Origin of the sequence: Micromonospora purpureochromogenes, from assembly GCF_900091515.1 — a bacterium.
Classification (GTDB): domain Bacteria; phylum Actinomycetota; class Actinomycetes; order Mycobacteriales; family Micromonosporaceae; genus Micromonospora; species Micromonospora purpureochromogenes.
In genome coordinates, this window is the sequence record NZ_LT607410.1 from 1371345 (window position 1) to 1384266 (window position 12922).

The 12922-nt window shown below is 68.7% G+C and carries 7 protein-coding genes; all 7 read left to right on the forward strand.

The annotated features are described in order from the left end of the window. The first annotated feature begins 385 nt into the window (after positions 1–385). The 7 genes from rpoB to fusA all read left to right on the forward strand — a co-directional run bounded on the left by rpoB (position 386) and on the right by fusA (position 12727). Positions 386–3817 (forward strand): DNA-directed RNA polymerase subunit beta, encoded by a 3432-nt coding sequence (gene rpoB, locus GA0074696_RS06420; RefSeq protein ID WP_088960247.1) that lies wholly within the window; start codon positions 386–388, stop codon positions 3815–3817. Between the two features lie 80 nt (positions 3818–3897). Further along, positions 3898–7785 (forward strand): DNA-directed RNA polymerase subunit beta', encoded by a 3888-nt coding sequence (locus GA0074696_RS06425; protein ID WP_088960248.1) that lies wholly within the window; start codon positions 3898–3900, stop codon positions 7783–7785. A gap of 118 nt (positions 7786–7903) precedes the next feature. Continuing rightward, a complete protein-coding gene (locus GA0074696_RS06430) occupies positions 7904–8272 on the forward strand; it encodes a hypothetical protein (protein WP_088960249.1) in 369 nt (122 codons plus the stop codon). A 544-nt stretch (positions 8273–8816) separates the two neighbouring features. Continuing rightward, a complete protein-coding gene (locus GA0074696_RS06435) occupies positions 8817–9239 on the forward strand; it encodes a hypothetical protein (protein ID WP_088964391.1) in 423 nt (140 codons plus the stop codon). A gap of 469 nt (positions 9240–9708) precedes the next feature. Next, positions 9709–10083 (forward strand): 30S ribosomal protein S12, encoded by a 375-nt coding sequence (gene rpsL / locus GA0074696_RS06440; protein ID WP_007465318.1) that lies wholly within the window; start codon positions 9709–9711, stop codon positions 10081–10083. Between the two features lies 1 nt (position 10084). Then, positions 10085–10555 carry a 30S ribosomal protein S7 gene (gene rpsG / locus GA0074696_RS06445; RefSeq protein ID WP_088647009.1) on the forward strand — a complete coding sequence of 157 codons (471 nt, stop codon included), beginning with the start codon at positions 10085–10087 and terminating at the stop codon, positions 10553–10555. Between the two features lie 75 nt (positions 10556–10630). Continuing rightward, a complete protein-coding gene (fusA, locus tag GA0074696_RS06450; protein ID WP_088960250.1) occupies positions 10631–12727 on the forward strand; it encodes an elongation factor G in 2097 nt (698 codons plus the stop codon). The last annotated feature ends 195 nt before the right edge of the window (positions 12728–12922 follow it).

Genomic DNA, 12922 nt, shown 5'->3' on the forward strand with positions numbered 1-12922 from the left:
AAGAGGGCGGCGACCCGACACCGGCCCTTGACGCGGCACCGGACTGCCAGGCACGCTGACACCAGCAAGACCTTCCGCGCTTGCGACGGCCACCACTTGGGTAATGGCAGCGGCAGCACCACCCGCCGCAACACCCGAGCGGCCCGCAGGAACGCCGCGTTCCGAGCGGCCCGGCAGCCCCGGTTTCCGGGGTCCCGAGGCACGTTCCGCGACGACCTGCGGGGTGGACTGGACAGCGGTTAGCCTCTCGGCTACACTGCTAGTTTGCGCTGCCTTCCGACTTGACCCCTGCTCGGAAATGTCCGTTTACGGATATTTCTGGTGGGGTCATTGGAGTGCACGCGTACCAGCCGTTCTGCAGCACCGGTCCTCGGAAGGACGCATCTTGGCAGCTTCCCGCCCTGCGAAGACCAGTCGTACGTCGAGCGCTTTCGCTCCCCGCCGAGTTTCTTTCGGCAGGATCACCGAACACCTCGAGGTCCCCAACCTCCTCGCCATTCAGAACGAGTCCTTCGACTGGCTCGTCGGCAACGAGGCTTGGCAGGGCCGGTCGGCGGACGACCCGCACGCACGATCGGGTCTCGCGGAGATCCTCGAAGAGATCAGTCCCATTGAGGACTTCTCCGGCACCATGTCGCTCTCCTTCTCGGCTCCGCGCTTCGACGAGGTCAAGGCCTCGATCGAGGAGTGCAAGGAGAAGGACCTGACCTACTGCGCGCCGCTGTTCGTGACCGCGGAGTTCACCAACAACACCACTGGCGAGATCAAGAGCCAGACGGTGTTCATGGGTGACTTCCCGATGATGACGCCGAAGGGCACCTTCATCATCAACGGCACTGAGCGCGTCGTGGTCAGCCAGCTCGTCCGGTCCCCGGGCGTCTACTTCGACAAGCAGCCGGACAAGACCTCCGACCGCGACCTCTCCAGCGTCAAGGTCATCCCGAGTCGGGGTGCCTGGCTGGAGTTCGACATCGACAAGCGCGACACGGTCGGCGTCCGCATCGACCGCAAGCGTCGGCAGGCCGTCACGGTCCTGCTCAAGGCCATCGGATGGTCGGCCGAGCAGATCCGTGAGCGGTTCGGCTGGTCCGAGCTGATGATGACCACGCTCGAGAAGGACCACATCGCCGGCCAGGACGAGGCGCTGCTCGACATCTACCGGAAGCTCCGCCCTGGCGAGCCGCCGACCCGTGAGAACGCCCAGACCCTGCTCGACAACCTCTTCTTCAACCCGAAGCGGTACGACGTCGCCAAGGTCGGGCGTTACAAGTTCAACAAGAAGCTCGAAGTGGGCGTCCCGATCACCACGGGCACGCTCACCGAGGACGACATCGTCGCCACCGTGGAGTACCTCTGCCGGCTGCACGCCGGTGAGGACGGCTACGAGGCCGACGACATCGACCACTTCGGCAACCGGCGACTGCGTACGGTCGGCGAGCTGATCCAGAACCAGGTCCGGGTCGGCCTGTCCCGGATGGAGCGGGTCGTCCGCGAGCGGATGACCACGCAGGACGTCGAGGCGATCACGCCGCAGACCCTGATCAACATCCGCCCGGTGGTGGCGGCGATCAAGGAGTTCTTCGGTACGTCGCAGCTGTCCCAGTTCATGGACCAGACCAACCCGCTGGCGGGCCTGACCCACCGGCGCCGGCTGAGCGCGCTCGGCCCCGGTGGTCTGTCCCGGGAGCGGGCCGGCTTCGAGGTCCGTGACGTGCACCCGTCGCACTACGGCCGGATGTGCCCGATCGAGACGCCGGAAGGCCCGAACATCGGCCTGATCGGCGCGCTCTCCACCTTCGCCCGGGTCAACCCGTTCGGCTTCATCGAGACGCCGTACCGGAAGGTCGTCGAGGGTCGGGTCACCGACCAGATCGACTACCTGACCGCGGACGAGGAGGACCGGTACGTCAAGGCGCAGGCCAACGCGCCGCTGAAGGCGGACGGCACCTTCGCCGAGGACCGGGTCCTGTGCCGCCGTAAGGGCGGCGAGACCGAGGACGTGGTTCCCGCCGCCGTCGACTACATGGACGTCTCGCCGCGGCAGATGACCTCGGTCGCGACCGCGATGATCCCGTTCCTCGAGCACGACGACGCCAACCGGGCCCTGATGGGCGCGAACATGCAGCGCCAGGCGGTGCCGCTGGTCAAGGCCGAGGCGCCGCTGGTCGGTACGGGCATGGAGTACCGGGCCGCCGTCGACGCCGGTGACGTCGTCGTCGCCGAGGTCGGCGGTGTGATCGAGGACCTCTGCGCCGACTACATCACCATCCACCAGGACGACGGCCACCGCCGGACGTACCTGCTGCACAAGTTCCGCCGCTCCAACGCCGGCTCCTGCGTCAACCAGAAGCCGGTCGTCTTCGAGGGCGACCGCGTCGAGGCCGGCCAGGTCATCGCCGACGGTCCGTGCACCGACGAGGGCGAGATGGCGCTCGGGCGCAACCTGCTGGTGGCGTTCATGTGCTGGGAGGGCCACAACTACGAGGACGCGATCATCCTGTCGCAGCGCCTCGTGCAGCAGGACGTGCTCACCTCGATCCACATCGAGGAGCACGAGGTCGACGCCCGGGACACCAAGCTCGGCCCGGAGGAGATCACCCGCGACATCCCGAACGTCAGCGAGGAAATGCTCGCGGACCTCGACGAGCGCGGCATCATCCGGATCGGCGCCGAGGTCGTCCCCGGCGACATCCTGGTCGGCAAGGTCACGCCCAAGGGCGAGACCGAGCTGACCCCGGAGGAGCGGCTGCTCCGCGCGATCTTCGGTGAGAAGGCGCGCGAGGTTCGGGACACCTCGCTGAAGGTGCCGCACGGCGAGACCGGCACGGTCATCGGCGTGCGTACCTTCTCCCGCGAGGACGGCGACGAGCTGCCGCCGGGCGTCAACGAGCTGGTCCGGGTCTACGTCGCCCAGAAGCGCAAGATCCAGGACGGCGACAAGCTCGCCGGCCGGCACGGCAACAAGGGCGTCATCTCCAAGATCCTGCCGGTCGAGGACATGCCGTTCCTGGAGGACGGCACGCCGGTCGACATCGTGCTCAACCCGCTGGGTGTGCCCAGCCGGATGAACATCGGTCAGGTGCTGGAGACCCACCTCGGCTGGGTCGCCAAGACCGGCTGGAGCGTGGACGGTGACGACGCGGAGTGGAAGAAGGCGCTGCGCTCGATCGACGCCCACGAGTCCGAGCCGGACACCAACGTGGCCACGCCGGTCTTCGACGGTGCCCGCGAGGCGGAGATCTCCGGTCTGCTCGCGTCGACCCTGCCCAACCGGGACGGCAAGCAGCTGATCGGGTCCTCCGGCAAGGCGCAGCTGTTCGACGGTCGTTCCGGTGAGCCGCTGCCGGACCCGATCGCGGTCGGCTACATCTACATCCTGAAGCTCAACCACCTGGTCGACGACAAGATCCACGCCCGGTCGACCGGCCCGTACTCGATGATCACGCAGCAGCCGCTGGGTGGTAAGGCGCAGTTCGGTGGCCAGCGCTTCGGTGAGATGGAGTGCTGGGCCATGCAGGCGTACGGCGCCGCCTACGCCCTGCAGGAGCTGCTGACCATCAAGTCCGACGACGTCCTGGGCCGGGTCAAGGTCTACGAGGCGATCGTCAAGGGCGAGAACATCCCCGAGCCGGGCATCCCGGAGTCGTTCAAGGTGCTGCTCAAGGAGCTGCAGTCGCTGTGCCTCAACGTCGAGGTGCTCTCCAGCGACGGCGTGGCCCTGGAGATGCGCGAGACCGACGACGAGGTGTTCCGGGCCGCGGAGGAGCTGGGCATCGACCTGTCCCGGCGCGAGCCGAGCTCGGTCGAAGAGGTCTGAGGTGAGCGGTCGGGAGCAGGCTCGCCGGCTCCCGACCCCACCCACTAGCTAGCAGTACAGACGACGACATAGGGGACATAGTGCTCGACGTCAACTTCTTCGACGAGCTGCGCATCGGCCTCGCCACCGCCGACGACATCCGTCAGTGGTCGCACGGTGAGGTCAAGAAGCCTGAGACGATCAACTACCGCACCCTGAAGCCGGAAAAGGACGGGCTCTTCTGCGAGAAGATCTTCGGTCCGCAGCGGGACTGGGAGTGCTACTGCGGTAAGTACAAGCGGGTCCGCTTCAAGGGCATCATCTGCGAGCGCTGCGGCGTCGAGGTGACCCGTTCCAAGGTCCGTCGTGAGCGGATGGGGCACATCGAGCTCGCCGCTCCGGTGACCCACATCTGGTACTTCAAGGGCGTGCCGAGCCGGCTGGGCTACCTGCTGGACCTCGCCCCCAAGGACCTCGAGAAGATCATCTACTTCGCCTCGTACGTCGTGACGAGCGTGGACGCCGAGTCGCGTCACCGTGACCTCTCGACGATCGAGAACGAGATCCTGGCCGAGAAGCGGCAGTCCGAGAACAGCCGCGACTCGGAGATCGAGAAGCGGGCCGCCAAGCTCGAGGCCGACCTGGCCGAGCTGGAGGCCGAGGGCGCCAAGGCGGACGTCCGGCGCAAGGTCAAGGAGGGCGGAGAGCGCGAGATGCGCCAGATCCGCGACCGGGCCCAGCGCGAGATCGACCGCCTCGACGAGGTGCTGGACACCTTCCGCAAGCTGGAGCCGAAGCAGCTGGTCACCGACGAGCTGCTCTACCGCGAGCTGCGCGACCGGTTCGGCGAGTACTTCACCGGCGGCATGGGCGCCGAGGCCATCAAGGCGCTTGTCCAGAACATGGACCTCCAGGCCGAGGCCGAGAGCCTGCGCGAGACCATCCGCTCCGGCAAGGGCCAGCGGAAGATCCGGGCGCTCAAGCGGCTCAAGGTCGTCGCGGCGTTCCTGAACACCCGCAACTCGCCGCTCGGCATGGTGCTGGACTGCGTCCCGGTCATCCCGCCGGACCTGCGCCCGATGGTGCAGCTCGACGGTGGCCGCTTCGCGACCTCCGACCTGAACGACCTGTACCGCCGCGTGATCAACCGGAACAACCGCCTCAAGCGGCTGATCGACCTCGGCGCGCCCGAGATCATCGTCAACAACGAGAAGCGGATGCTCCAGGAGGCCGTCGACGCGCTGTTCGACAACGGCCGTCGCGGCCGGCCGGTCACCGGTCCGGGTAACCGCCCGCTGAAGTCGCTGTCGGACATGCTCAAGGGCAAGCAGGGCCGGTTCCGCCAGAACCTGCTCGGCAAGCGCGTCGACTACTCCGGCCGTTCGGTCATCGTGGTCGGCCCGAAGCTGAAGCTGCACCAGTGCGGCCTGCCCAAGCAGATGGCGCTGGAGCTGTTCAAGCCGTTCGTGATGAAGCGGCTGGTGGACCTCAACCACGCGCAGAACATCAAGTCCGCCAAGCGGATGGTCGAGCGGCAGCGGCCGGTCGTGTGGGACGTGCTGGAAGAGGTCATCGGCGAGCACCCGGTGCTGCTGAACCGTGCGCCGACCCTGCACCGCCTGGGCATCCAGGCCTTCGAGCCGCAGCTGGTCGAGGGCAAGGCGATCCAGATCCACCCGCTCGTCTGCACCGCGTTCAACGCGGACTTCGACGGTGACCAGATGGCGGTGCACGTGCCGCTGTCCGCCGAGGCCCAGGCCGAGGCGCGGATCCTGATGCTGTCGTCGAACAACATCCTCAAGCCGGCCGACGGCAAGCCGGTCACCATGCCGACCCAGGACATGGTCATCGGTCTGTACCACCTCACCCACCTCACCCCCGGTGAGAAGGGCGAGGGCCGGGCGTTCAGCTCGGACGCCGAGGCGCGGATGGCCTTCGACGCCGGCGAGCTGAGCCTGGGGGCGCCGGTCAAGATCCGGCTGCGCGGCGTGGTCGGTGTCGACAACGGCGCCGGCGCCGAGCCGTGGGTCGCGCCCGAGGGCTGGGCCGAGGGCGAGCCGCTGACCGTGGAGACCACGCTCGGTCGGGTCCTGTTCAACGAGACGCTGCCGCAGGGCTACCGCTTCGTGAACTACGAGATCCGCAAGGGCCAGCTCTCCGCGATCGTCAACGACCTCGCCGAGCGCTTCCCGAAGGTGGCTCTCGCGGCCACCCTGGACGGGCTCAAGGAGGCCGGTTTCCACTGGGCCACCTGGTCCGGCGTCACCATCGGCATGGAGGACGTCATCGCGCCGCCGCGCAAGCGGGAGATCCTGGCGCGGTACGAGAAGGACGCCGACCAGATCGACAAGCAGTACCAGCGTGGTCTGATGACCGCCGAGGAGCGTCGCGGCGAGCTCATCGAGATCTGGACCAAGGCGACCAACGAGGTCGCCAAGGAGATGGACACCGCGCTGCCGCAGGAGAACCCGCTGTGGAAGATGATCCACTCGGGTGCCCGCGGTAACCTGCTCCAGCTCCGGCAGATTGCGGCGATCCGTGGTCTGGTGGCCAACCCGAAGGGTGAGATCATCCCGCGGCCGATCAAGGCCAGCTACCGGGAGGGTCTGTCCGTGCTGGAGTACTTCATCTCCACGCACGGTGCCCGTAAGGGTCTCGCCGACACCGCGCTGCGGACCGCCGACTCGGGTTACCTGACCCGTCGTCTGGTGGACGTCTCGCAGGACGTGATCATCCGCGAGGAGGACTGCGGCACCGACCGGGCGATCCCGATGCAGATCGGCGAGCGGCTGGACAGCAAGCTGGTCGTGCACACGCACGCCGAGACCAGCGTGCACGCCCGGACCCTGGCCGACGACATCAAGGGGCCGGACGGCACCGTGGTGGCGCACCGCGGTCAGGACCTCAACTCGATCCTGGTCGACAAGATCGTCGCCGCCGGGGTGGAGACGGTCCGGGTGCGCAGCGTGCTCACCTGCGAGTCGAAGCTGGGCGTCTGCGCGGCCTGCTACGGCCGCTCGCTGCCGACCGGCAAGTCGGTCGACATCGGCGAGGCGGTCGGCATCATCGCCGCCCAGTCGATCGGTGAGCCGGGTACGCAGCTGACGATGCGTACCTTCCACACCGGTGGTGTCGCGGGTGAGGACATCACCCAGGGTCTGCCCCGGGTCCAGGAGATCTTCGAGGCCCGGATCCCGAAGGGCAAGGCGCCCATCGCCGACACCCCGGGCCGGGTCCGGATCGAGGACGGCGAGCGGTCCCGGAAGATCATCGTGGTGCCGGACGACGGCAGCGACGAGATCGTCTACGACAAGATCTCCAAGCGGGTCAAGCTGCGGACCCACGACGGGGACCACGTCGAGGTCGGCGAGAAGCTCACCGAGGGCACCATCGACCCGCACGAGCTGCTCCGCATCCTCGGCCCGCGCGCGGTCCAGGTCCACCTGACCCAGGAGGTCCAGGAGGTCTACCGCTCGCAGGGTGTGCTCATCCACGACAAGCACATCGAGATCATCATCCGCCAGATGCTCAAGCGGGTGACGGTCATCGACTCCGGCTCGACCGAGTTCCTGCCGGGCGTGCTGGTCGACCGGGCGCTGTTCGAGTCGGAGAACCGCCGGCTCGTCGGCGAGGGTGGCGAGCCCGCCGCCGGTCGCCCGGTGCTGATGGGTATCACCAAGGCCTCGCTGGCCACCGACTCCTGGCTCTCGGCGGCCTCCTTCCAGGAGACCACCCGGGTGCTGACCGACGCGGCGATCAACTCGCGCAGCGACTCGCTCGTCGGCCTCAAGGAGAACGTGATCATCGGTAAGCTCATCCCGGCCGGTACGGGCATCAGCAAGTACCGCAACGTCCGGGTCGAGCCGACCGAGGAGGCGAAGGCCAAGGTCTACTCGATGACCGGCTACCCGGAGACCGACTACGGCTTCGGGCCGGCCAGCGGGCAGGCTGTGCCGCTGGACGACTTCGACTTCGGGTCGTACCGCTAAGCAGTGACCGACGAGGCCCCCGGCGTGACCGCCGGGGGCCTCGTCGTGTTCCGGGGTGGGCCGGCCTTCGGGGCCGAGGTGGCCGGTCCCGGCGGGCGCCGGCGGGCATGATGGGGGTATGACGACCGCTCCCGGGCAGCTGCCCGTGGCGCACCAGCCGCCACGCCACCCGCTCGACCCCGACCCGGCGCCCGCGACGAAGGCCCGCGCCGTCTTCGCGCTGGGCCTGATCGGGGCGCTGACCGGGCTGTTCGTCGGCGGGGTGGTGCCCGCCACGGTGGCGCTCCAGCTCGCCCGGCAGGCCCGGCGGGAGGCGTACGCCTCCGGCGGGTACCTCACCGGCGCGGCCTGGCTGCGGCAGGGGGAGCGGCTGGCCTGGACGGGTCTGGTGCTGGTCGCGGTCGCCGTGGTGACGCTGGTGGTGATCGGCGTGGTCCGGCTGGCCGACGCCCCGTTCGGGCAGGACTACGCCCCGAACGTGGACTGAGCGCCGGTGCTCGTGCGGGCCCTGCGGGGCGGTGCGCGCCGACGGTAGCCTGGCCGGTGTCCGTCGCGCGGCGAGGGATCTGGCTTGTCGACAGGAGGACCACGTGACGGAACCGGCGCCGCCGTCGGGAGCCGACCCGGGCGGCCAGCCCGCCGGGCCCCCGGAGACGGGCCCGCCCGGTTCCGCCGGTGTGGCCCCGCCCGCGACCGCCGCACCCGAGGTGTCGCCCTGGTCGGCGCCGGGGGCCGCCACGGGCGAGCGGTCGGACCAGGGCACCGGCACGCCGCCGGAGGCCGCACCCATCGGGTACGCGTCGCCGGCGCCGGCGTACCCCGGGCAGTTGTCGCCGGGTCAGCCCTTCGGTGGTCATCCCGGGCAGTTGTCGCCGGCGCAGCCGGGTCAGGTTTCCGGTGGTCATCCCGGGCAGTTGTCGCCGGGGCAGCCGGGCCAGGTGTCCGGGCCGTACCCGGGGCCGTCTCCGCTGCCGGCGGGGGCGTACCCCGGTGGGACGCCGGGCGGCGGGTGGCCGGCCGGCCCGGGGTGGCTGCCCCCGCCACCGCGGGAGGCGCCCAAACCGCCCAAGCGGGTCGACGCGGTACCGGGTACCCCGTTCGGGGTGGTCCATCTCGACGTGCCGGCGGTGACCTCCGGTCCGGCGGTGGGCTCGCTGGTGGCCGGGGTGGTGTCGATCCTGGTGTCGGTGCTGGTGGTCTGCTTCGGTGTCGGGGCGGCGCGGTACGGCGGGGCCTGGGCGGCCGGCGCGTTCACCGTGCCGGGTGTGCTGGCCGGGGCGGCCGCGATCGTGGCCGGGCTGCTGGCCCGGCGGCAGATCGGGCGGGCGGCGCCGCCGCCGGCGGTCCGGTTCACCGGGCGGGGGCTGGCCACGGCGGGGATCAGCTGCGGCGCGACGGGTCTGCTGCTCTGCCTGGCCGGCCTGGGGCTGGCGTTGCTGCTGCAGTTCGGGTGACGGCGGTCGCGGCGGGGGCGACGGGCCGCTTCCGTGGGCAGCCGGTACACTTGGAGCCGTAGGTGCCCAGCACGGGCGAGCAGGCGCCACGGGGCGGCGACCGGCGGGGTTTGAGATCCGCCGGACCATTCCGTTTTGACCTGCGAGGCTGTGGTAGGTACTCTTTCCCCTTGTGCCCGGGCCTGCCCGGGCAACTCGTGCGTGCGCGGGTCGCGGTTCATCCGGCGATCGAGTGGCCGTACGACACAGTCCAAGACCCGGCGCACGGTCCATCGCGTGCCGGCGAACAGAATCCGGTGCGACGCGCGAGCGACGGCACCGGGACCGTGATCTGGGCGACACGCCCGACCGCGGGTGCCGGGACCTCCGTGAGGTGGCCCTGGCCGGAATGTAGGAGAGCCGTCCATCAGGGCGGCTAACGAGCAGACGGCGCGGCCGCGTGAGCGGCCGAAGGGAGCGGAGAAACCCGGTGCCCACCATCCAGCAGCTGGTCCGAAAGGGCCGCCAGGCCAAGACGACCAAGACCAAGACCCCGGCGCTGAAGGGCAGCCCTCAGCGGCGCGGTGTGTGCACCCGCGTGTACACCACCACCCCCAAGAAGCCGAACTCGGCGCTCCGCAAGGTCGCTCGTGTCAAGCTCAGCAGCCAGATCGAGGTGACCGCCTACATCCCGGGCGTCGGTCACAACCTGCAGGAGCACTCGATCGTGCTCGTCCGCGGCGGCCGGGTGAAGGACCTCCCCGGCGTGCGTTACAAGATCGTCCGCGGTTCGCTGGACACCCAGGGTGTCCGCAACCGCAAGCAGGCGCGCAGCCGGTACGGCGCGAAGAAGGAGAAGAGCTGACATGCCGCGTAAGGGACCCGCTCCGCGGAAGCCGCTGGTCGCTGACCCGGTGTACAACTCGCCGTTGGTCACCCAGCTGGTGAACAAGATCCTGATGCGCGGTAAGCGTCAGCTCGCCGAGCGCATCGTGTACGCCGCCCTGGAGGGCTGCCGCGAGAAGAGCGGCACCGACCCGGTCGTCACGCTCAAGCGCGCGATGGACAACGTCAAGCCGACCCTCGAGGTCCGCAGCCGCCGCGTCGGTGGCGCGACCTACCAGGTGCCGGTCGAGGTTCGTCCGGCCCGCGCGACCACCCTCGGTCTGCGCTGGCTGGTGACCTACTCCAAGGCCCGTCGTGAGAAGACCATGGTCGAGCGGCTGATGAACGAGCTGCTGGACGCGAGCAACGGTCTGGGTGCCGCCGTCAAGCGGCGCGAGGACACGCACAAGATGGCCGAGTCGAACAAGGCCTTCGCGCACTACCGCTGGTAACACCCTGGTTCCGGCGCCGGACCGGCGCCGGAACCGCCACCAGTTGAGTCGAGACGACGATAAGTAGGGATTGAAGTGGCCGCCGCAGACGCGCTCGCCAACGTACGCAACATCGGCATCATGGCCCACATCGATGCCGGTAAGACCACGACCACCGAGCGGATCCTGTTCTACACCGGTATCACGTACAAGATCGGTGAGGTCCACGAGGGCGCTGCCGTCATGGACTGGATGGAGCAGGAGCAGGAGCGTGGTATCACCATCACCTCCGCTGCTACCAAGTGTGAGTGGAAGGGCCACACGATCCAGATCATCGACACGCCCGGTCACGTCGACTTCACGGTCGAGGTCGAGCGGTCGCTGCGGGTGCTGGATGGTGCGGTCGCGGTCTACGACGGTGTCGCCGGCGTGGAGCCCCAGACGGAGAATGTCTGGCGTCAGGCCGACAAGTACCACGTCCCCCGGATGTGCTTCGTCAACAAGCTCGACCGGACCGGTGCCGACTACTTCCGCTGCGTGCAGATGATGATCGACCGGCTCAACGCCACCCCGCTGGTGCTCCAGATCCCGATCGGGCTCGAGGGCGACCACATCGGTGTCGTGGACCTGATCGAAATGAAGGCGCTCACCTGGCGCGGGGAGACCCAGAAGGGTGAGGACTACGCCATCGAGGAGATCCCGGCCGAGCTGGCCGACTCCGCGGCCGAGTGGCGCGAGAAGCTGATGGAGACCCTGGCCGACGTCGACGACGCGGTGATGGAGAAGTACCTGGAGGGCGAGGAGATCTCCGTCGCGGAGATCAAGGCCGCCATCCGGCGCGCCACCATCGCCAGCAAGGCCAACCCGGTGCTCTGCGGCTCGGCGTTCAAGAACAAGGGCGTGCAGCCCATGCTCGACGCCGTCGTCGACTTCCTGCCGTCGCCGCTGGACGTCCCGGCCATCGAGGGTACGGCCACCGACGGCGAGACCCCGCTGCAGCGGAAGCCGTCGAAGAACGAGCCGTTCTCCGGCCTGGCCTTCAAGATCCAGACCGATAAGCACCTCGGCAAGCTCACCTACGTGCGGGTCTACTCCGGCACGCTCGACTCCGGATCTCAGGTGGTCAACTCCACCAAGGACCGGAAGGAGCGGATCGGCAAGATCTACCAGATGCACGCCAACAAGCGGGAAGAGCGCGGCTCGGCCCAGGCTGGCGACATCATCGCGGTGCAGGGTCTCAAGCAGACCACCACCGGTGACACGCTCTGCGACCCGGCGAACCCGGTGATCCTGGAGTCGATGACCTTCCCGGAGCCGGTCATCTCGGTGGCGATCGAGCCGAAGACCAAGGCCGACCAGGAGAAGCTGGGCACGGCCATCCAGCGGCTGGCCGAGGAGGACCCGACCTTCCGCGTCAAGCTGGACGAGGAGACCGGTCAGACGGTCATCTCCGGCATGGGCGAGCTGCACCTGGACATCCTGGTCGACCGGATGCGCCGCGAGTTCAACGTCGAGGCGAACATCGGCAAGCCGCAGGTGGCGTACCGCGAGACGATCCGCCGCAAGGTGGAGAAGATCGAGTACACCCACAAGAAGCAGACCGGTGGTTCCGGCCAGTACGCCCGCGTCATCGTGAGCATCGAGCCGCTGCCGCTGGACAACGACTCGCCGACCTACGAGTTCGCCAACGCCGTCACCGGTGGCCGCATCCCCCGGGAGTTCATCCCGTCGGTGGACGCGGGTGCCCAGGACGCGATGCAGTACGGCATCCTCGCCGGCTTCCCGCTGGTGGGTGTCAAGCTGACGCTGCTGGACGGCCAGTACCACGAGGTCGACTCGTCGGAAATGGCATTCAAGATCGCCGGCTCGATGGTGATGAAGGAGGCGGCCCGCAAGGCCGACCCCGCGCTCCTCGAGCCGATGATGGCCGTTGAAGTCACCACTCCTGAGGAGAACATGGGTGACGTCATCGGCGACCTCAACTCCCGGCGGGGCATCATCCAGGCGATGGAGGAGCGCAGTGGCGCTCGCATCGTCCGGGCCCTGGTGCCGCTGTCGGAGATGTTCGGCTACGTCGGCGACCTGCGGTCGAAGACCCAGGGCCGGGCTAGCTACAGCATGCAGTTCGACTCCTACGCCGAGGTTCCGCAGAGCGTGGCGAAGGAGATCATCGCCAAGGCGACGGGTGAGTGACGCTCACCTGAGCTGATCCGATGAGTCGAGGCTGGTCGCGGGAGGGCCTTCCCGCCCGCGGCCACCTGGATCGGGTTGCGTGAGACCGGGCCTGTAGGCTTCATCGCCGCAGAACCCACCAAAGCTCTCCGGCCGTCAGGCCGGAAAGGCTGTCGACAGAGTCCTAAGCGCCAATCGGCGCGCCGGGGCGAACGA